General features: G+C 62.4%; 21 protein-coding genes. 2 read left to right on the top strand and 19 right to left on the bottom strand.

All coding sequences use genetic code 11. The features are described from left to right. Positions 1 to 453: 453 nt before the first annotated feature. From K426_RS09375 to recO, 6 genes are all read right to left on the bottom strand, one after another. Positions 454 to 1158 carry a tetratricopeptide repeat protein gene (locus tag K426_RS09375; protein ID WP_237229999.1) on the bottom strand — a complete coding sequence of 235 codons (705 nt, stop codon included), beginning with the start codon at positions 1156 to 1158 and terminating at the stop codon, positions 454 to 456. Between the two features lie 175 nt (positions 1159 to 1333). After that, positions 1334 to 2125 carry a LysR family transcriptional regulator gene (locus K426_RS09370; protein ID WP_066556208.1) on the bottom strand — a complete coding sequence of 264 codons (792 nt, stop codon included), beginning with the start codon at positions 2123 to 2125 and terminating at the stop codon, positions 1334 to 1336. After that, on the bottom strand, positions 2122 to 2520 hold the full coding sequence (gene apaG / locus K426_RS09365; RefSeq protein WP_066556206.1) for a Co2+/Mg2+ efflux protein ApaG: 399 nt from the start codon (positions 2518 to 2520) through the stop codon (positions 2122 to 2124). The genes K426_RS09370 and apaG overlap by 4 nt, the downstream gene beginning before the upstream one ends. 33 nt (positions 2521 to 2553) lie before the next feature. Further along, positions 2554 to 3762, bottom strand: coding sequence for a trans-sulfuration enzyme family protein (locus K426_RS09360; protein WP_066556204.1), 1209 nt, complete (start codon positions 3760 to 3762; stop codon positions 2554 to 2556). A 24-nt stretch (positions 3763 to 3786) separates the two neighbouring features. Beyond that, positions 3787 to 4833 carry a 3-isopropylmalate dehydrogenase gene (leuB, locus tag K426_RS09355; RefSeq protein ID WP_066556203.1) on the bottom strand — a complete coding sequence of 349 codons (1047 nt, stop codon included), beginning with the start codon at positions 4831 to 4833 and terminating at the stop codon, positions 3787 to 3789. Between the two features lie 126 nt (positions 4834 to 4959). Continuing rightward, positions 4960 to 5694 carry a DNA repair protein RecO gene (recO, locus tag K426_RS09350; protein WP_066561584.1) on the bottom strand — a complete coding sequence of 245 codons (735 nt, stop codon included), beginning with the start codon at positions 5692 to 5694 and terminating at the stop codon, positions 4960 to 4962. Positions 5695 to 5916: 222 nt separating this feature from the next. On the opposite strand from recO, the gene K426_RS09345 reads away from it, so the two are divergent. Further along, entirely contained in the window at positions 5917 to 7590 is a 1674-nt protein-coding gene (locus tag K426_RS09345) for a sensor histidine kinase (RefSeq protein WP_237229994.1), read from the top strand. Further along, positions 7587 to 8246 (top strand): response regulator, encoded by a 660-nt coding sequence (locus K426_RS09340; protein WP_066556198.1) that lies wholly within the window; start codon positions 7587 to 7589, stop codon positions 8244 to 8246. Before K426_RS09345 ends, K426_RS09340 begins: the two co-directional genes overlap by 4 nt. A gap of 125 nt (positions 8247 to 8371) precedes the next feature. Here the strand turns inward: K426_RS09340 and K426_RS09335 are convergent, their stop codons facing one another. The 13 genes from K426_RS09335 to cpaB are packed head-to-tail and all read right to left on the bottom strand — an operon-like array spanning position 8372 to position 20580. Beyond that, positions 8372 to 8896: an A24 family peptidase gene (locus K426_RS09335; RefSeq protein ID WP_066556197.1), complete on the bottom strand. Its 525-nt coding sequence runs from the start codon at positions 8894 to 8896 to the stop codon at positions 8372 to 8374. After that, positions 8893 to 9720 carry a tetratricopeptide repeat protein gene (locus K426_RS09330; RefSeq protein WP_066556195.1) on the bottom strand — a complete coding sequence of 276 codons (828 nt, stop codon included), beginning with the start codon at positions 9718 to 9720 and terminating at the stop codon, positions 8893 to 8895. Before K426_RS09330 ends, K426_RS09335 begins: the two co-directional genes overlap by 4 nt. Continuing rightward, complete coding sequence (locus K426_RS09325; RefSeq protein WP_066556193.1) at positions 9717 to 10532, bottom strand: tetratricopeptide repeat protein; 816 nt, start codon at positions 10530 to 10532, stop codon at positions 9717 to 9719. The genes K426_RS09330 and K426_RS09325 overlap by 4 nt, the downstream gene beginning before the upstream one ends. 21 nt (positions 10533 to 10553) lie before the next feature. Then, positions 10554 to 11525, bottom strand: a complete 972-nt coding sequence (locus K426_RS09320) for a type II secretion system F family protein (RefSeq protein ID WP_066556191.1) — start codon at positions 11523 to 11525, stop codon at positions 10554 to 10556. A 4-nt stretch (positions 11526 to 11529) separates the two neighbouring features. Beyond that, entirely contained in the window at positions 11530 to 12531 is a 1002-nt protein-coding gene (locus K426_RS09315; RefSeq protein ID WP_066556188.1) for a type II secretion system F family protein, read from the bottom strand. Beyond that, positions 12531 to 13892, bottom strand: a complete 1362-nt coding sequence (locus K426_RS09310) for a CpaF family protein (RefSeq protein WP_066556187.1) — start codon at positions 13890 to 13892, stop codon at positions 12531 to 12533. The genes K426_RS09315 and K426_RS09310 overlap by 1 nt, the downstream gene beginning before the upstream one ends. Further along, a complete protein-coding gene (locus K426_RS09305; RefSeq protein ID WP_237229993.1) occupies positions 13892 to 15103 on the bottom strand; it encodes an AAA family ATPase in 1212 nt (403 codons plus the stop codon). The genes K426_RS09310 and K426_RS09305 overlap by 1 nt, the downstream gene beginning before the upstream one ends. A 20-nt stretch (positions 15104 to 15123) precedes the next feature. Next, the gene (locus K426_RS09300; protein WP_066556184.1) at positions 15124 to 15741 is read right to left on the bottom strand and encodes a TadE/TadG family type IV pilus assembly protein; all 618 of its coding nucleotides are present in this window, start codon (positions 15739 to 15741) and stop codon (positions 15124 to 15126) included. Then, complete coding sequence (locus K426_RS09295; RefSeq protein ID WP_066556182.1) at positions 15738 to 16265, bottom strand: TadE/TadG family type IV pilus assembly protein; 528 nt, start codon at positions 16263 to 16265, stop codon at positions 15738 to 15740. Before K426_RS09295 ends, K426_RS09300 begins: the two co-directional genes overlap by 4 nt. A gap of 9 nt (positions 16266 to 16274) precedes the next feature. Further along, the gene (locus tag K426_RS09290) at positions 16275 to 17843 is read right to left on the bottom strand and encodes a pilus assembly protein TadG-related protein (RefSeq protein WP_082748499.1); all 1569 of its coding nucleotides are present in this window, start codon (positions 17841 to 17843) and stop codon (positions 16275 to 16277) included. A 19-nt stretch (positions 17844 to 17862) separates the two neighbouring features. Further along, on the bottom strand, positions 17863 to 18147 hold the full coding sequence (locus tag K426_RS09285) for a hypothetical protein (protein WP_066556178.1): 285 nt from the start codon (positions 18145 to 18147) through the stop codon (positions 17863 to 17865). 14 nt (positions 18148 to 18161) lie between these two features. Next, positions 18162 to 19643 carry a type II and III secretion system protein family protein gene (locus K426_RS09280; RefSeq protein ID WP_066556175.1) on the bottom strand — a complete coding sequence of 494 codons (1482 nt, stop codon included), beginning with the start codon at positions 19641 to 19643 and terminating at the stop codon, positions 18162 to 18164. Positions 19644 to 19653: 10 nt separating this feature from the next. Then, on the bottom strand, positions 19654 to 20580 hold the full coding sequence (gene cpaB / locus K426_RS09275; RefSeq protein ID WP_087575395.1) for a Flp pilus assembly protein CpaB: 927 nt from the start codon (positions 20578 to 20580) through the stop codon (positions 19654 to 19656). Positions 20581 to 20594: the final 14 nt, after the last annotated feature.

Here is a 20594-nt window from a genome sequence, read left to right as displayed (position 1 = left end):
GTTTTTATCAGCCATGCATATCCTTCAGCCTATGCTGAACTTGGGTTTGGTTAACAAACAAGGCTTACGACATATGCGACTCGGACGAGTCGATTGGCTTTTGGCTCTTCCGGAAGCTGTGTGCGGTTCGGCTTCGAAACTTATCGGAAAGGCGCATCGGCGCTGGTCGATCAGCCCGAAATCCCGCTCGAGCGGATATGGAAACGGGCGACCGGCTTATACAGCCAGCCGCCCGCCCGAATTGCGACCCATAGGCTTATCTTTACGGAGCCGTGTTTTCCTTTCCCCGGCTTCGTCCAGTCGGCCTGTGACTGGCGATAAGCTATGGAAAATCAACCCCCCTCCGATGAGAATCAGGAATAGCGGGTGCGATATTTTTAACAATTAACCCGATGACTTATATCCAAGGTTAATTTTCAAGACGATGTGACGAAAATGCAAGCATATCGGTCCTCATGGACGCTTTTCGTCTATCGATTCCATTGCCGTTGCAGGTGTTTTTTCCACGTTATCCACATGGGGCGCCAGTTCCGGCACGGGCGTTGCTGCCGGATCGGCGCTATCCATTGTCGCGCCCTTGGTGGCTGCGGATTCCGCAGACGCCGATGGGGCGGCAACAGGCTGCGATATGGCGGCGACGATCTGTTCCATCCGCTGGCTGCGCGTGCTGCCCGAGCCGGTGGTCCGCCGAAAACTGCGCAGCGCATAATCGGCCAGCGGCCCCGCCGCGTCATAGCGTTTGCGCGCCACATAGAAATCGACCAGATTTTCCACGGCAAGCTGGGTGTTGGGATCATCCTCCCCCCGCGTCCGCAAATAGCTGTCGAAGACGCGCCGGTACAGGCTCTCCGCCTCCCGATAATGTCCGGTCGAATCCAGTTGCAGCGCCAGGTCGTTTGCGGAAATCAGCGTGCGGGGATCATCCGCGCCGAACAGTTCATCGGCCAGCGCCAAACCCTTGCGCGCCGGATCGATGCCGTCTGCGGGCTTGCCCAAGGCATAGGCCGCCTGGGATGCCGCCACCAGCTTGCGCCATTCCTTTTCCCGCGCTTCGGTAATGTCCGGCACATAGGGCGCCTGCGCGTGCAATGGCGCCGCAAGGCAGAGCAGCAAAGCGCCCCGCATCATCCAGACCCTCTTGCCGCCGCTCAAGGCCACTCTCCCTACACAATCCCTTGCCGATGGATGCTAGAGCGGATTCCGATCCGATTGCATCAGCTCGAATGCTCTAGTCTTTTGATTTTACGCGTTTTCCAAGCCAGCAGATGATACCATCTGCTTCGAAAACACTCTACGCCCAACAGTCTTAAGAAAGTGCAAGCGCGGACCGGCGCTACCCGGTCAGCGCCTCGACCAGAGCCTTGACCTTCTTCTGCCGCCATTGCGGCAGCGGCGCGATCAGCCAATAGGCCAGCGGCGAAGGCGCCGGATCACCGACCTGCCGGACCCGTCCCGCGGCTATATCCGCCTGCGCCAGCAAAAAGGGCACGCAGGCATGGCCGAAGCCGTTGGCCGCCGCTTCGATCGCCAGCCCCGCATCGGCCACGCGGATCGTCGCGGGCGCGTCTCCCTTGGGACAGCCGGGCCATTCGATGCGGTGGTCGGGGCCGCCCCCGGCTGCTTCGATGGTGACGAAGGACGCTTCACCCAGCTTGATGCCTTCATTCTCGCCCGGCCCTTCGGCAAGGCGCAGGGCAAGGTCGAGATTGGCTTCAGTGAAGTCCAGCGTCTCATCCGCCGCGACCAGCGCGAATTTGAGGTCGGGCTGGCTGGCCGCATAGCCCGCGAGGCGCGGCTGGAGCCATTTGGCGGTGAGGTCGCGTGGCGCCGCGATGGTGAGCGAGGAGCTGGACTGGCCCGCCTGCATGGCCCGCACCGCCTCCTCAAACTCCAGGAAACCGGCGCGCAGGGCTGAAAGGCCCGCCTCGGTTTCAGGAGTGAGTTCCAACCCCTTGGGCGTGCGGCGGAACAGCACGACGCCCAGCAGATCTTCCAGGGCGCGGATCTGCTGACCCACGGCAGCAGGGGTCACGGCCAGTTCATCGGCCGCGCGGGTGAAGGACAGGTGCCGCGCCGCCGCATCCAGCACGCGCAGGCCGTTCAACGGCAAATGGGTACGCTTCATTCAGCCACCGCCGGCGCGATCAGCGCGAAATGGGGGATGGCGATGTCGAACGTCTCGCCGCTCGCGCCGATCATGTGATAATGGCCCTTCATCGAACCCGTCGGCGTGTTGAGCGGGCAGCCCGACACATAATCATAGCTTCTGCCCGGCTGCACCACTGGCTGTTCCCCCACGACGCCATCTCCATCGACCCGATGCTGCGTGCCCCGCCCATCGGTAATGATCCAGTGACGGGTCAGCAGTTGAACCGGCTGGTTCCCGTCATTTTCTATGCGGATATGATAGGCCCAGAACCATCGGCCCCGGTCCGGCTCCGACTGTTCGGGCAGGAAGGTGACGGCCACATGCACGTTGATGTCGCGCGTGGTCGCGTGGAAGGGGAAAAGTGCGTTCACAAGGTAAGAAATGCGCCTTTCACCCCTTATCCGTCAACGGCCTATCGACTTCAACGCGCGATCGAGATCCTCGATCACATCGTCCGGGTCTTCCAGGCCGACATTGAGGCGCAGCATATCCTCGGTGATGCCGACCTCCAGCCGCGCCGTTTCCGCCATGCCATAATGGGTGGTGGAGGCCGGGTGCGTCATCAGCGAGCGCGAGTCACCGATATTATTGCTGATGTCGACCAGTTCGAGGCCGTTGAGCAGGCCGTGCGCCTCCGCGCGGCCGCCGCCGACATAGAGCGAGAAGATGGGACCGGCCATCTCCATCTGTTTCATGGCGAGGGCGTGCTGCGGATGGCTTTCGAGGCCCGGATAGAGCACCTTCGCCACGCGCCCCTCAAGGAATTTGGCGACCTTGAGCGCATTCTCGCTCTGGCGGCGGATGCGCAGGTCGAGCGTCTCCAGTCCCTTCAGCACCACCCAGGCGTTGAAGGCGCTGAGGGTCGGCCCGGTGTTGCGGTGGAACGGCAGCAGCGTGTTGATGATGAAATCTTCAGTGCCGCAGATCGCGCCCGCCAGAACGCGGCCCTGCCCGTCCATCATCTTGGTCGCGCTGTAGGCCACCACGTCCGCCCCGAATTCCATCGGCCGCTGGAGCGCGGGCGTCGCAAAGGCATTGTCTACGACGCTGACGATGCCATGCGCCTTCGCAATGCCGCAGATCGCAGCGAGGTCCGCCACATCCATGGTCGGGTTGGCGGGCGTCTCGAAGAAGAAGGCCTTGGTGTTGGGGCGGATCGCCGCTTCCCACGCCGCATTGTCGGTCGCGTCGACGGTGGTCGCCTCGATCCCGAACTTGGGCAGCAACGTGTCGGTCAGCCAGCGGCAGGAACCGAACAGCGCCTTGCCCGCCACCACATGGTCGCCCACCGAAAGCTGGCAGAGCAGGGCCGCCGTCATCGCCGCCATGCCGGTCGCGGTCGCGCGACAGGCTTCGGCGCCTTCCAGCAAAGCGATGCGCTGTTCCAGCATCTCCACCGTAGGATTTTGGAGGCGGGAATAGGTCATGCCCTGCTGCTCGCCCGCGAAGCGCATCGCGGCGTCTTCCGCCCGGTCATAGCTATAGCCGCTGGTCAGGAACAGCGCTTCGGAGGTTTCCCCCCATTCGCTGCGCGCGCTGCCGCCGCGCACCGCCAGAGTGGCCGGACGCCAGTGCTTGGTGATTTCGGGGTTCTGCCCGCTCTTGCGCTTCATGTGCTTACCCTCAGACCCCAATATTCAGACCAGCGCCGCCAGCACGGCATCGCCCATTTCGACCGTGCTCATCGTGCCGCCCAGATCGAAGCTGCGCGCGCCATTGGCGAGCGCCTTGGCGACGGCGGCTTCGATGCGGTCGGCCTGATCGGCCAAGTTCAGCGAGTAGCGCAGCATCATCCCCGCCGACAGGACCGTTGCCAGCGGATTGGCCTTGCCCTGCCCGGCAATATCGGGCGCGGAGCCGTGGATCGGCTCATACAGGCCCTGATTGCTGTCGTTGAGCGTGGCCGAAGCCAACATGCCGATGGAGCCGACGCACATGCTCGCCTGATCGGAAAGGATGTCCCCAAACATATTGCCGGTGACGATCACGTCGAACTGACCAGGATTGCGCACGAGCTGCATCGCGGCATTGTCGACATACATATGGCTCAAGGCGACATCGGGATAGTCCGCCGACACCTCGATCACCACATCGCGCCAGAGCTGGCTGGTTTCCAGTACATTGGCCTTGTCCACCGAGCAGAGCTTGCCCCGGCGCGCGCGTGCCGCCTGGAAACCGCTATGGGCGATCTTGCGCACCTGCTCCTCATTATAGGACATGATGTCATAGCCTTCGCGCAGGCCTTCGGGCGTCTTGCGCATGCCCTTCTCACCGAAATAGACGTCGCCATTGGTTTCGCGCACGATCAACAGGTCGATGGCGCTTGCCACCTCCTTCTTGAGCGCGGAGGCATCGGCCAGTTCGGGGAAGACCTTGGCCGGGCGCAGGTTGGAGAAGAGGCCGAGTTCCTTGCGCAGGCCCAATATCGCCTGTTCCGGGCGCAGATGCCGCTCCAGCGAGTCGCAATCCGGATCGCCCACCGCGCCGAACAGGACCGCATCGGCGCGCCTGGCGAGGTCCAGCGTTTCCGGCGGCAACGGATGGCCGACCGCCTTGTAGGCCGCGCCGCCCACCAGGCCTTCCTCATAGGTGATGCCGGGGATCGCCAGCGCATCCAGCACGCGCTTCGCCTGAGCGACGATCTCGGGACCGATGCCATCTCCGGGGAACAGGGCGATCAACATGGGGGCAACTCCTTCAAACTCACCAGCATTTTCAAATCGGCCATTCACGGCCGATGACTCGGAAAATGCGACAACAAGAACGCTTCGTGCCGCCCCTTATGAAGCCCTACCCGCAAGCGCAAGCGTTTAGGCAACCGCTCTTTTCAACCGGTCAACCAACCGCTCCCGCGCGGCGAGCACATCGATCCGCCAATCCGTGAGTACGGACCGTTCGAGAAAGAAGCCAGTCAATCGCAGGCCGTCCAATATGGCAGGCCAATCCCCTGCCCCGCCCTCCAGCAGAAAAGCGGGCAAGGGCAGCAGCCGATCCTCATAACCGGCGGCGCCCGCGCGGCTGACCGCCGCCGCGCTGCGCGGGCTGACATAGGCCAGATCGTCATTGCCGCCCATCGCTGCGCAGCGGGTCAGATCCAGTCCGAAACCCAGCTCGGCCAACATCAACAATTCATAACGGATCAGCGCCACCGCCCAGCCTCTTGCCGCAGGCGCCGCCTCCACCGCGCCCAGCACGCCGTCCAGCGCCTGGTAGAGCGCCGGATAGGGCGTTCCTTCCGGCAAGGCGACCGCCGTCAGCGCACAGGCCCAATCGATCGCCGCCGCCGGCAACGGTTCCGCCAACAGGGGCGCGCGGCTATGGTCCAGTTCGACGGTTAGCCCGGCCAACTGCTCCTCCGTCCTGGCGCGAAACTCGGCCTTGACGGCATTGCCCGGCAGCAGGACGGGACGCATCTGACGCGAGCGCCCACCCCGCACATAGCCGGGCAGCAGGCCATGGTCGGGCGTCAACAGCCGCGCGATCGCGCCATGTTCGCCATGGGCCCGCAGGGCGCAGACAAGGGCCGGGGTGATCAGCGTCGCCATGCCGCCTTCATATCGGCCAATGGCCCGCCGCGCCATCCGCGCCCTGCATGGATCATATTGTCCCGAAATCGTGCAGAATCGCGGTTTCGCAGTCTTCTGCCTTTCGATATAAGTTGCTTTTCCATCAGGTCATGCCCACAATTATCGCTGGGGACTTGTCGGGGGACAAATTTCGCCATGTATCACATGCCCTTGGCGTCATCGTCCGCGATGGACCACCTGGTGCTTTGGCTCGGACGTTCACCGACGCTGGGTTTTGCCATATCCCGTGTCGCCTTTGCGGCTGCCTCGATCTGGCAGATCGCTGCCATGTTCAACAATGAGCCGGATTTCGCTCATACGGCGTTGCTGCTGAAGGCGGCCGTCTGGACATGGACGGCGATCAGCATCGCCCAAAATTCGTTGACGCCGCCGCTGGGGCTGCTGCTGCGGCCCATTTTCCTGATATTCGACCTGATCATCTTCCTGACGATCATCGTGCTGTGCGAACCCTTGCAGATCGCGGCGCTGGGATGCCTGTTCTTCGTCGCATGGTCGGCATCCGACAGGTTCGGCCGGGGGGCTCTTGTCATTTTGGGGCTCTGCCTGGTCGTCGCCTTCATCGCGCGCGGCTATTATGAAGCATGGGCTTCGGCGCGGCATGTACCAGCGGTGGATCGCGCCATCGACAGCCTGACCATCGTCATCGGCTGTGTCATCGCGGCATCCATGTTGAGCATGAACATCCTGGAGCAGCGGTTGATAAGCTGGACTGAGCGGCTCCAGGGCGTCGGCCTCTCCTTCCAGAAATCGCTGGCGCAATTTCTGGTGGAGCAGGTCTCCCAATTGATGAATTCCCGCTATTGCGCGTTCGTCTGGGAAATGACGGACGATACCGCCGTCCATTGCGAATTGGCCGATGCGGAGGGCGTGCGCCATCTCCTCCTGCCGCAAAAGCAGATTGACGGCCTGTCGAACGTGACGCCGCGGGAAGCGCCCTTCCTCTATTCCACCCAATCGCCCCGGCTACTGCTGCGCAGCCGCCTCGGCATATTGCGCAACGAGCGCGCGGCGGACCTGACCGAAACCATATCGGACGTGTTCGGCCCCGGCCAGGGCGTGAGTTTCCACGTCCAGGCCGGCGAACTGCGCGGGCGGCTATTCATCGGGACAAGCCATGGCTGGTCGCCCGCCTTGCTGCTGCGGTGCCTGCGCATACAGGAAGGGATCGACCTTTTCCTTGAGCGGCATTTCTTCTTCCTCGCCTGGCGCCAGCGGACCTTTGCCGAAGCGCGTCAGGCGCTGAGCCGCGATCTGCACGACAGCGTGCTGCAAACGCTGGCGGCGCTGCGCGTCCGGCTCGTGACCACGATCCACGGCATGTCCGATGCCGGCATTCCCGACAAATTGGCGGAACTCAAGTCGATGGAAGAGTTGGTGACGGCCGAACAGGCCCATTTGCGCCGCCTGCTCAGCCAGCAAAGTCCGGTTCCGGCGGAAAGCGATGTCGACCTGGGTCGGGAGGTGGAACGCTGCTGCCGCTTCATCGCGCTGCAATGGGCGATCGACTGCCGCCTGAACCTGGTCGAGCGCTCCATGATCGTATCGGCCGAAACGGCAGCGGAAGTCGAATATCTGATCCGCGAAGCCGCCGCCAATGCCGTCAAACATGCCCATGCGCGCCACATCACTGTCTCGATCGCCCAGGTCGACGATGAAATATTGATCGCGTTGAAGGATAATCCGGGACCGCAGGCCATCGCCAAAGAAAGCTATACCGGGGATTTCGAACTCCAGTCGCAGTCGATCATGAAGCGACTGGGCAAGATCGGCGGAACGGCGTATTTTCATAACTTAAGCATGAATTCACTTATTTCGATCAGGTTACCCTCCTCTTTACCAAGGTCTCCGATATGATGGCCCAGATTGCGATAGTCGACGATCATCCGATCTTCCTGGATGGCATGGCGCAGTTCCTGAATTCCCACGGCCATGACATCTTGTTCTGCGCCCGCTCGGTGGAAGAGGCACTGGAACGGATGCAGGCGGGCGAGCCGGACCTGCTGATCCTGGACGTCAGCATGAAGAGCGGCGGCGGCCTGGCGATCCTTTCCGCCATCCGGGGCAGCGGCAGCACGGTGCCGGTCATCTTCATGACCGTGCATATCCGTCCGGAACAGACGCTGGAAGCGATCAAGCTGGGCGTCGACGGCGTCGTGCTGAAGGACAGCGACCCCAACGACCTGCTGTCCTGCATTCAGCAGGTCATGGGCGGCAACAAGAGCATCGCGCCTTTCGTCATGGAACAGGCCTTGGTGCACAGCATTTCCGCGCCCGCCAATGACACCAATGTGCTCGCCGTGCTGACGGATCGCGAGCTGGAAATTGCCGGCCTGATCCGCGCGGGCCTGCGCAATCGGGAGATCGCCGGGCGTTGCGGGCTGACGGAGGGGACGGTGAAGGTGCACCTGCACAGCATCTTCCAGAAGCTCAACATCAAGTCGCGCTCGGAGCTGATCATCATGATGATGACGATGGACAGCGAAATGCCTGCCGTCGGGATGGAGCAGTAAAAGCCCAAAAGGGGTGGAAGGCGGACATCATTTCCGTCATCCCAGCGGCCCGAAGGGCGGCATAGCCAACGCTGGGATGACGATATTATCAAACGTCCGCTTCTGGCGAGTAACCGCCGAAAGCTTCAGCGCAGCCCCTGAATGAAATCAGGCAAGCGCGCGACCCCGCTGGGATTCGGCCCCACCATATACAGCGCCATGATCGTGCCAAGCGCGATCGCCACGCCATAGGGTATCGGCCCCTTTTGCGCGAACAGCGCGACCGAGGAACCTTCCCGCACGCTTTGCGGCACCATCCGGCGTCCGGCGATGATCAGCAGCGCCAATATGCCTCCACCCACGGTGATGTAGACGAACCAGGGAACGACCCCCTGCCAGTCGAACCAGAGGGCGCAGGCGCTCATCAGCTTGATGTCGCCGCCGCCCATCCAGCGCATTGCAAACAAGCCGCAGCCCAGCGCAAACACCGCCAGAAAGACGGTGCCGTTGCGCCAGATATCATTTTCCCAACCCGTCACCGCAACCCAGACCGCATAGAGGCCAACGACCAACAACGGAAAGATGTTGGATATGCGCAGGCGCGCCATGTCCTCGACCGCCGCGGCGATCAACAGGAGAGAAACGGCCAACAGAACCACATCCTTGATCATTGCCGTGGAGCCTCCATGGTGGCGAGCGCGGCGGCCGCTTCCGGCACGAAGCCATCAGCTTCCGTCATGGCGCGGCTAAGATAAGCCTGGGCTTTGGGCAAATCGCCCATGCGCATCGCGACCTGCCCCGCATTGCTGAGCCGCCGTCCCCATTCATCCGCCGTGTCGGCGGCACGGCGGCGGATCTCCTGCCCCGACATGACATAGGCGGTGTCGCCATTGGTGACGATCCGCACATCATCCGGCGCCTGTTCGCGGGCTTTGTCGAAGATCACCGCCGCCTTGTCCGGCTTACCCTGCTTGAGTAGCGAAAGGCCGTAATTGTTGAGAATCTGCGCCGGCTTGTCCGTCAATTGGAACGCCCGCTCATAGGCGGCGGAACTCAACGCCCAGGACTGCGCCTGATCATAAGCCACGCCCAGCGCATTCCATGCCCGCCAGCGATCAGCGCAAGCTCCCACGGCCCGGCGCAGTGGATCCAGAGCCTCCTTTGACCGGCCAAGCCGCAACAATGCTATCCCCTGGCCCTCATCCACCCGGCAATCCTTGAGCCCACCCTGGACGAGCGTAGAGAAGCGCGCTGCCGCCTCCTCATCGCGGCGCTTCTCCAGCGCCATGCGCGCAATCGCAATCTCGATCGGCTGAAGATCCCTGTCTTGGGCATGCGCACGCCACTGGGTCAGCATCGCATCTGCCTGGATGACCCGCCCGCCATCGATCGCCTCATCCACCAGCCGGGCATAATCCAGCGGCGGTGAAGGCGGCAGAGCGGGAACCGCCCCAGCCGAAGGGACGGCCGCTGACAGAAGCAGCGCCCAGATCATCCCCGCGCGCCCTTCCGCCCGGCAGGCCGCATAAGGCTTTTCCAGAGCCGTTCGAACAGGTCGTCGCGGCCCTCCGCATTGGCCGTTTTTTCATTCTTGACCGGACCGGCAGCTTCGCCCCCCGTCCCGGCGAGCTTTGGCAGCGCCTGCGTTTCAGATTTTGTAACAGTGATGATCGGTGCCGTCAGTTCGCGTTGCGCCTTCGTCTCGGCCACGGTCACGATCCGGGTCGTCAGTTGCGGCTTGACGCGTTCGGCAGGGGCCGCCGCCTCCATCGTCCGCAACCGCACCTCCCCCAGCGAGACGCGCTCCAGTTCCACTCCCGCCAGTTGCGCCGGTCGCGCGGCAGGAGCGGCGGAGGCCAGTTGCGCCAATGTCGGTCGCATGGCCATGACCATGCCAGCCGTCCCCGCGCCCGCCTGCGCCAGCAGCGCGTCAGCCTCCCCCTTCAGCCCCTGCGCCGACAGGCTGCGAGCAAAATTGCGAGCAATGCGCGCATCCTGCGGCGCACGCGCCAGAGCCAGTTCGAAAAATTCACGCGCCAGATCATGCCGCCCCATGGCCGCATAGCTGATCGCCACGCCGTTCAGGCCATGCGCATCCGTCGGATCGTTGCGCACTGCCCGGCGAAAGGCGTCCAGAGCCAGCGCATATTCCCCTCGCGAAAACAGCAGGTCGCCACGCGCCAGCGCATCCTGCGCCGGGCCGCTCGACTGCTGATTGACGGGCCGGATCGAGAGGACGCCCTTTTGCCCCGAACTGCACGCCGTCGTCGCAATGATGAGAGCGATTACTATCACAGCTTTGTTCATGGTCCCCCCTCCCCTCAATTCCTAATGGCTCATCACCGGCAAGATATCCCGCACCACGCGGACGATCGCGGGCAGCATCAGCACCCCGATCATCACTGGCAGCATGCAAGCGACCAGCGGTACAGACAACAGCACCGGCAGGCGATGCGCCTTTTCCTCCGCACGCATCCGCCGCTTCTCGCGCATTTCCGACGCATATACGCGCAGCGTCTGACCGACGCTCGACCCCAGTTGGTCGGATTGGATCAGCAGCGTCGCGAAAGAGCGAATCTCATCCACGTCAACATCGTCGGCCATGCGCCGCAGAGCGTCCTGCCGGCTGCGTCCGGCGCGCAATTCCAGCACCACCTTGCCCAAAGCCGCCGATACCAGAGGATGCGATACGGCCAGCTCCCGGCCGACACGGTCCATCGCCGCCTCAAGACCCAGACCCGCTTCGACGCAGACCAACATCAGATCAAGTCCATCAGGAAAGCCGTTGATGATCGCTTCCTGTCGCCGGGACGCCTTTGCCGAAATATAGAGGTTCGGCATGTAAAGCCCGGACACAGCGAGCAGCGACGCGACCAGATAGAGGGTAAACGGGGTCGGCGGCTCGGGATTGCCAAGCGACGTCAGAACGAAAATCCCTGGGAGGGTAAAGGTCAGCACCAGCCGGAAAAAGGTGAAGAGCTTCGGCGCATCCGGCGAGACATAGCCCGCCGCGATCAGCCGCCGGCGCAGGCTGTCATTATTGGTGTCGACCAGCGAGATGCCCATCTTCTCGATCCGGTCGATGAGCTTCTTCCACTCGCCGTTGTTCCGTTCGCCGCGGAGCGTCTGGCTGCTATTTTGCGCGGCATTGCCGCCTTCCCCGACCAGGTCGAGCCGCCCGCGCACCCGCGCATTGCGCAGGACAACCTCCGACAGGCCGAAAACCAGCGCGACGATGGCGAAGAACAACAAGCCAAGAATGACAGGCCGCAACTGGATCATGAGCGCCGAATTCAGCATCGCATCATACCTTCAGGTCGACCATGCGGCGTATCGTGACGAAGCCGATGATGTAGAGGAGAATAAGGCCAGTGAAGCCGATGATGAACATGCTGTCCTGCGCGACGTCCAGATAAAAGGCCGGGTTGACCAGGAACAGCCCGCAAAAGGTCAGGATCGGCAATGCCGTCAGCATCACGGCGGTCATCCGCCCTTCCGAACTCAGCGCCCGCACCTTCATGAAGAGGCTCGCCCGCTCGCGGATCACTGCGGAGAGATTTTCGAGGATTTCGGCCAGGTTGCCGCCCGTCTCGCTCTGCACCGACAGGGAAATCACGAACATGTGCATCTCGTTCATATCCCACCGCTCCGCCATTCGCTGGAGAGCGTCGCGCAGGTCGGCGCCATAGGTGACTTCATCGACGACGATGCCGAATTCGCTGCCGATGGGATCGCGCATTTCCTTGGTCAGCAGTTCGAGCGCGGCGGCGATTGGATGGCCCGCGCGCAAGCCCCGGACGAAAGTGTCGAGCGCGACCGGAAATTGCTCCTCCATCTTCTTGCGCCGCCGCTGGGCCAGCCGCGTCAGCACCATCAGCGGCAGGGCAATCCCAAGCGCGCCCGCAAAGGCCGCCGCCATCACGAACATACCCGCCGTCAACGCATAGCCCGACGCCATGCCGCCGACCATCACCAACAGGAACAACACGCCCGCCGCGATCAGCATCGCCATCAACACGGTACGCGCCGGGAACGTCAGCCCCGCGCCATGCAGCACCCGCATGATCCCCAACCCGGCCCGCCCAAGCAGGGTGGAGCGGTCGAAACCGAGCGCTTCATCGCTGCGCCGCAGCTTGGAAAGGACGGTGCTGCGTTCAAAGCCTGCGGCGATCATCTTCAAGCGCCGATTGACGACGCGATCGGTCGTCGCCCGCGCACGCAACCAGCTCGAAATACCTTCGATCGTCAGCATCACCGCCGCGAACAGCAGGATAAGGACGAAGACGCGGATATAGAGCGTGTTCATCAGTGTATCACCGCATCGGGACGGAAGAGTTCGGCGGGCAGGTTGATCCCCCGATCGGCCAGCTCACTCATGAATTTGGGACGGATGCCGGTGGCCTCGAAATGGCCCCGCACCATATTATTCTCATCGCGTCCGGTCATCTTGAAGCGGAAGATGTCCTGCATGGTGATGACCTCCCCTTCCATGCCGGTGATCTCCGACAAGCTGAGCAAGCGGCGGCGACCGTCGGCCAGACGCCCGACCTGCACCACCACGTTCAGCGCCGAAGCGATCTGCGCCCGTGCCGACCGAGGCGAGATCTCGATGCCGCTCATGCCGATCATTTGCTCGACGCGGGACAATGCGTCGCGAGCGGTATTGGCATGAACGGTGGTCATGGAACCGTCATGGCCGGTGTTCATCGCCTGGAGCATGTCGAACGCCTCCCCGGCGCGGACTTCACCGACGATGATGCGGTCGGGCCGCATGCGCAGGGCGTTCTTGACCAAGTCCCGCTGCGTGACTTCACCGCGGCCCTCGATATTGGGGGGGCGGGTTTCCAGCCGCGCGACATGGCGCTGCTGCAATTGCAGTTCGGCAGAATCCTCGATGGTGACGATACGCTCATGCTCGTCAATGGCAGCCGACATGGCGTTGAGCAGCGTCGTCTTGCCCGAGCCGGTGCCGCCGGAGATCAGCACATTGCGGCGCGCCTCCACCACGGCCGCAAGCACCTGCGCCATGGGCGCGGGCACGCTGCCCAATTCGGTGAGCCGCGCCATGCTGATCGGTATCTTGGCGAATTTGCGGATGGAAAGCAGCGACCCGTCGATCGCGAGCGGCGGCACCACCGCATTGACGCGGGATCCATCGGCCAGGCGCGCATCGACAAAGGGCGAAGCCTCATCGATCCGTCGGCCGACCGCAGCCACGATCTTCTGGATGATGCGCAGCAGATGCTTCTCATCCTTGAACCGGGTGGCGGTTTCGACCAGCCGGCCATTGCGCTCCACGAACACGACCTTGTGGCCGTTCACCAATATGTCGGTGATGCTGTGGTCCTTCAGCAGCGGCTCTAGCGGACCCAGACCCAGCAGCTCGTCCAAAATGTCCGACACCAGCCGTCGGCGCTCTTCCAGATTGAGCGCATGTTTTTGAAGCGCCAATTGTTCATGGACGATTTCACCGACCTCGACCTCTACCTGCGCCCGCGACATTGTTTCCAGCGCGGAGAGGTTGATGATGTCGATCAGCTTCTGATGCAAAGCGACCTTGAGGTCGGTATGCCGGTCCTCTTCCCAGTGGACGACCTCCGTCTCGGTCGGTCCGACTTCGTCCCGCGGGTCGCCCCGCCCGGCTTCCCCTTTTCGGATCTGCCACATCAGCTTTTCTCCGCCTGACGCTCGGCCTCGGCCGCCTGAACGCAACAATCGACAATATCCTGCAAATCCTTGCAGATGCGGCTGCGCGCCTTCAATTCCTGGATCAGCACGCCCTGATCGAGCGCAGAGCTGACCAACGGGAAATCATTGGCGATGCTCAGCTTCACCGGATGATCCAGCGCCGCAGCCGCGTCCTCCAGACCAATGGCGCGGAAGAATTTCTTCTCCACGCGATTGGCGATGACATGGATGCGCGAAGGATCGATATCCTGATCGCGCAGCAGCGAAATCTGCCGCCGCGCCTGCCGCAGGCTGGCGATGGTGAGTTCGCACACCAGGAACACGACCTGCGAACGCGCCACCAGCGACATCGACCAGTTGGTCCAGTTGCCCGGCAGGTCCAGATAGACCGTATCGAAATTGCGCTGCGCCAGTTCCACGATGCGGAAGATCTGATCGGCGTTCACCGCCTCGATCGGCATGATCTCCGGCGGAGCCATCACCAGACGCAGGCCGGTGGAGGTTTCGAGGGTGACGGTCCTCAACAGCTCATTATCGACGCGATTGCCCGCGTTGAGAAGGTCGGCCAGCGTCAGCGGCGAGGAGATGCCCAGGAAGGTGCCCGCATTGCCGAACTGGATATCCAGATCGAACAGACAGACTTCGGCGCCGTTCTGCTTGACGGACCGGGCGTGGAGGCTGGCGGCCTGCGTCGCGATGGTGGTTGCGCCGACGCCGCCGACGCTCTTGATGATCGAGACGAGCTGGCCGGTCCTGACCTCATCCTGGCGGGTCGCGGCGATGCGGCTCCTCAGATCGTCCATGATCGCCGCGAGATCATGAGCGCGCAGCGGCAATTCGATGACGTCGTTGATCCCGCTGCGCAGCAAGGCGCGCACGACCGCAATCTGCGCATCGCGGACCGCCGCCACCAGCATCAGCTTGGGATGCGCCGCCCGCAGTCCCGCGAGCCGCACCATGGAGGCCTCATTGTCAGGCTGCACCTCGATGATGATTGCCTTGGCGTCGGCGGCAAGTTGCTGCGGCACGGGTGCTGTGGCAGCCAGCATGGAGAGGGTCAGCGACTGCCCGGTCAGCCGGTCGCCCAATATGTCGGACGCCTGCATCTCCTGCTCGGACAGGATGAGGTGAAGCCCCTCATCCCCGATATTGAGGGTCCAGTTCTCGGCGGGTTCCGCTGTGTTTGTCACGATGCCCAAGATCTTGTCCCTCAATTTGATGCCGTTCCCTGGCCGTCTTCCATGGTGAGGGCGGCGCTGAAACTGGGTAATGTAATCGATGTCTTGAAAAGCATGAGTAGGATAGGCTGAAAGGCCATGCCCTTGACTCTTACCGTCACCAAGGGCGCTATATCAGGGCCGTTCGGATCACCCGAATAGCCGATCCCGGAATTGCTATATTGAACTTCGACATTGGTCGCCCCGAGTTCCGGCAGGAATGCCCGCATCCGGTTCACAATATTTGTGAAGGCGGTCGAATTATACGGCGTGATCAAGGAGTTGCATGCGCTGCCACTGCATGAGCCGCAGGTGGTGGAAGTGCATGTCATCGATGAAAAATATGAGGTGCCGATCGATGCCCCCTGAGCGATGCTGCTGGCGCCGGTCGCAAAGCTGTATGTCGCGATGCCGGTTGCCACCGGATCAGTCGCGACGGCATAGCGGACGCCCATCTGGGTGGCCTTCTCCGCACGGTTCCAGGTCCACATCAACCGCCCGACATCGAAGATGCCGAGCAGGAAGATAAGCAGGAGCGGCAAGACAAGCGCAAACTCCGCCGCGGAAGAAGCCCTACTATCACGGATCAAGGTGGTGATCAGCTTTTTCATAGCCCCATCACCGGCGATTGAGAGCTGGCATTCAGATACAAGGCGCTGCTGTCGAACCCCAGCTTATTGAATAACGATTGATATTGAAGCCGATGAGCACTGTTGGTGGTCGTTGCTACCTTCACGACGGGAATGAAGTTCATCCCTTCATAAATGCCCGAAGCGCTCACACTGGAAGGATCAACACAGTCATAGGTGACATTGATCGATTGCGGGTCCGTCCAACCGTTAAGTCGCGCGGTGCCGCCAGTCAGTTGCCCGGTCCGCACCAGATTGCGCGTATCCGCTTCGACCGTGCCCCCCGGTACGTTATCGGTCGATGCCGAAGTGCAACTGTAATTGGAAAAACTCAGCCGGCCGGCATAGCGGGCACCATCTCTTACCGCCTTGACCACGACATGCTCGCTCAGAAAATAATTGCCAAGTTCGAACGCGCCGAACATCAGCGCGATAAGCAATGGCGTCACCAGCGCCATTTCGGCGGCGGATGAGCCTGACTGTTCCTTGAAAAGGCGCACAAACATTGCTCCGCCTCACTCTATGAGGCGCGGAGTATCGCGCCGCGTGATCTGCGGAGTGCCGCCACCTTCGCCAGTGCCCGACGCGCCGATGACTTCCACGTAGACATCGTTCCGGCTCGTGTAGGAAGCGGAGCAGCCATTCTGGTTGCCGTCGCATTTGGTGCGATCCATGCTCGGTTCGACCATGAAGACATCGATATAGCCCCCTACCGGAATCGTCTTCTTGCCATTCAATTGTTTCTTCTGGTCAGCGATACGGCAATTGACCACGGCAGCGGTAAGGCGACGTCTGTCGATATTGTTCGTATTGGGCGCAACGCCCGGATAATTGCACTGGCCTGCCTGAGGGGTACTGTAGGCAGCCAGACTCGCATTACCCGACGTAACCTGCGTCGTCAGCCGGGTGGCAGGATCCGCCGCTTCCCACAAATAGGCTTGATAACGGGTAACATTCGGACCCAGGCCAGTGGTATTCTGCCAATCAAGGCCTGGATGGTTCGACCGGAAATAGGCGGCTCTGTCCCAAACCCCATCGCCGATACGCGAAGAATAGCTACCACCGGTCGCATGCATCATGTCACGCGGAAAGCCCATTATCTCCGGCGTGATGGAAGAATCGAGCGGCACGGTGGGTGAGGTTGGTCGATAACGCTTGGTCGTGTAATTGGTACTGTCGGCTGGATTTTGCTGCCAGGAGCAGGTGGCGCCGCGAACCACGTCCTTGCGCACATTCGTGGACGGAGAGCAAGGCGGGCTCGAGCATGCGGAATTATTGCCCGGCAGAAAATCGAACCGCATGTTAAGCGAATCGCGAACCGCGTTAAGAAGGTTGCCCGTTTCCATGGTCACATTTTCGGTTGGCGCGCAGTTGCTGAACAATGCGTTCGAAGCAAGAGCCTCCGCTACGCTGCTTGCGCCTCTGCCCGCCTGATCGACGAAGCCGAAATTACCCGGCCCCCATTGCGTGCCGCCTTCCGCCATCACAATGCCCGTGCCGGACGGGATCGAAACCGCATAATAGGGATCGGTGTTACCGATCGGCTCATCGGGATTGCAGATGAAGAAAGGCACGGCCCCGCAGATTGCCGAACCGACGCCGGCATAGGCGGTCGCCGCAATCGGGCCGGAAGAAATCGCCGAAACTATGGGCGTCAAGGCGTAGAAAGCCGACCGGGTGCCTACTGTGACTTCCACGAAATTGGCCGTGGCGTCGTCCACAGCGGCTTTGGACTTGTCCTTGGTTTCGAAAAACCGGATTGATCCCGTCGCATCACAGTCGGGCTCATCAGCGATCGTTATAAGGGGCGCCGCGCCATCATTCGCGAAGCGGCTGTCATTGGCAATCAGGTTCCTCGCCGCATTGGCCGCCCTGCTGCATGCTCCGGTCGCTCCGTCAAGCTGGCTTGCCGCAGCCAATGCCGCCTGATCCGCCGCGCTCTGCAATTCGCTGTCCATGCCGGCAAGCCGCGCATAATCAAAAGCAATCCCGCCGGCCGCGATCAGCGCGAAAAGCGACAGAGCGACCGTGGGCGCCACCGCGCCACTGGCCGACTGCAACAAACTTTCCTGAGCGCGAGACATGGAATCACTCCTCACTCAATCAGTTGGCGCGGCCACCGCCAGAACCACCAGCGCCCCCACCGGTGCCACTGGTCGTGCGGATCGACTGGGGCGGCTTCACCTTATCGGTGCGATAGCGCTCCACCGCTGCGGCGGAACGCTGACCATCGCCACCTTCGACCAGCGTGCCCTCATAATGCGGGTCAGGATTGATCACCTGCATCGCATAATTGCTGCGCACCGCTCCGCCGAAAGTGGGGTCATTGGCCGTGCAACCAGCCAGCAGCGGCAGCAGCAGAGCCGAACCAAAACAGATTCCGCGCATCACAAATCTCCTGCTCACAGCTCATATCCGCTGGGCGCCTTGCCCGATGCGGGTGCTTCCTTTGCCGGCGCGGGCGCATTTTTGGGCGCTTCGGGCGGCATTGCATCCGGGTTGAGCGGGTTGATGCCCACCGCCTTGTCCGTCCGTCCCATCAGGAACAGGTCCAGCTCATGCGGCGGCCTGACCCGATCGGTGGGCAGGCTGACATCCTCCGCCCGCATCGGCTTCACCAGGCGCGGGGTCACGATGATGACCAGTTCGGTCTCGCTCTTCTGAAAGCCGCTCGACCGGAAAAGCGCGCCGATGATGGGGATGGAACCCAGGATCGGGAACTGCCGCACGGTATCCTGGAAATCCTTGCGCAAAAGCCCCGCCAGAGCGAAGGACTGACCATCGCGCAATTCCAGGGTCGAACTGGCCCGGCGGGTCTGCAACCCAGGAATGGTGAGGCCATTCACCGTCACCGATGCCGAAGGATCGATGGAACTGACTTCCGGTTCCACCACCAGATTGATGATGCCATCTTCCAGCACGGTCGGCGTGAAGCCGAGGCTGACGCCGAAAGGCTTGAACTCGATGGTGATGGCATTGCCGCCATTACCGCCCCCACTGCCGCCGCTATTGCTTTGCGCCACCGGGATCGGGAACTCGCCGCCCGCCAGGAAGGATGCCGTTTCACCCGAAAGCGCCACCAGCGTCGGCTCGGCCAGCGTGGTCACGACGCCCTTGCGCTCCAACGCGTCGAGCGCGCTGGTGAGGTTGAGGCTTCCTATCGAGTAATTGGCGGCGCCGATGCCGAAGCTGTCGAGGATCTTGCCGAGATCCACGATCGGCCTGCCATTGGCATCGGACAGAATCGCGGAAGATTGCGCCGCGTTACCGATGCCGCCCACCACTTTGCCGCTGTCGGACAAGAAAGCGGTGTTGATGCCGAACTGCTTGGCCGCACCGCGCGACATTTCGGAGAAGCGCACTTCCAGCATCACCTGCTGCGCCGCGCCGACCGAGAGCATGTTGACGACCTTGTCCCCGGCATAGGTCTTGGCGATCTGCACCGCCCGATCGACCGCCGCCGCGCTGGACACCGTGCCAGTCAGCACCACCGAGTCATTGGACATGCGCGCGCCGATCTGCTGGCCGGGCAGCAGTTCCGACAATTGCCGCTTCAACGTCACCACGTCCGGCCCGACCGCCACATCGACTACCGCGATCAACATGTTGCGGCTGTCGTAGAGCGTCAGGCTCGTCGTACCCGGCTTCTTGCCCAGCACATAGACCGACCGGTTGGTCATGGGCAGGATGTCGGCTATTTCCTGATTGCCGATCAGCGCCTTTGAAAAGGGCCGGTCGACGGTCAGCACCTGGCTCTTGTTGAGCGGCACGTCGAGCTGACCGGCATGATTGGCGTTGCTGACGTTGAGCGAGGCGATCTGGGCCTGCACCTGCATGGGCAGCAGCGACGCTCCGGCGCTCAGCGCCAGGAAGAACGCCTGCATCGGCAAAGACTTAGCGGGAACCATAGCGCTTCACCTCATAGCTGGTGCCGGTCATGCCGCGCACGATTTCGACCGATGCGGTTGACGGCAGGGCGTTCGTGTTCTTCGGCACCGCGCGGCGCGTCGGACGGAAGGCGGACGCGGGACGCGGCGGCAGATAGGCGAGGTCGGCAACGCGGCCCCGCGGGCCAGCATAGCCGCCGACATAAGCGCCGTCGCGCAGATCCTCGATGCCCACGGTTTGCACCGCCGGATTGGGTTTGTCGGTAAGGTTGCGCAGGACCAGGGTGAGCTGGCCGACCTGCTGGGCCAGAACCAGCTTCTGCGCGTCGACCTGATTGACCTCCAGCGTGGCGGTCTTGCCGACGGCCGGATCCTTCGACGTGTCGTTGGCGTTCTGGTCGATGGCGATCACGCGGGTTCCTTGCAACAGGACGTCGGTGATCTGCTGGCTGCCAGCGACGGGGTCCGTCAGCGTGCGCGTGACGAAGACATCGACGGTATCGCCAGGAAGCACGAAGCCGCCCGCGGCGGCCACATCGCTCACGCGCACGGCGACAGCGCGCATTTCAGGAGCGAGCACGGCGGACATCGTTGCGCGCCCGCCTTCGCCCGAAAGCTTTGAGGTCAGGATCGGCTCGCCTGGCTCGATCTGGCGCAGAACGACCCGGCCCTTACCGAGCGAAGTCAGTTGGATAGGATCGCGAAAAGCGCCCGGCGGCACCGAATTGGCGGGCCAGTCTACCACGCGTATCTTTTCGGCGGTCACCGCCGATCCGAAGGGTAGCGACACGGTCGCCACGACGACCTTCGCCATACCGCCATCTGCTTGCGGCGCCTTTTCGGCGCTGGTCAAATAGGAGTTGGCGATGAAAACGGCTGCGAGGCCCAGCAATATTGCGAGGCCTAGAACGATAAGAGATCTGCGCTGCCCCACGACAACCCCCCCCG

Origin of the sequence: Sphingobium sp. TKS (assembly GCF_001563265.1) — a bacterium.
Classification (GTDB): domain Bacteria; phylum Pseudomonadota; class Alphaproteobacteria; order Sphingomonadales; family Sphingomonadaceae; genus Sphingobium.
Note: the sequence above shows the minus strand (reverse complement) of the source record. Positions and strands in the feature narration are given on the sequence as shown.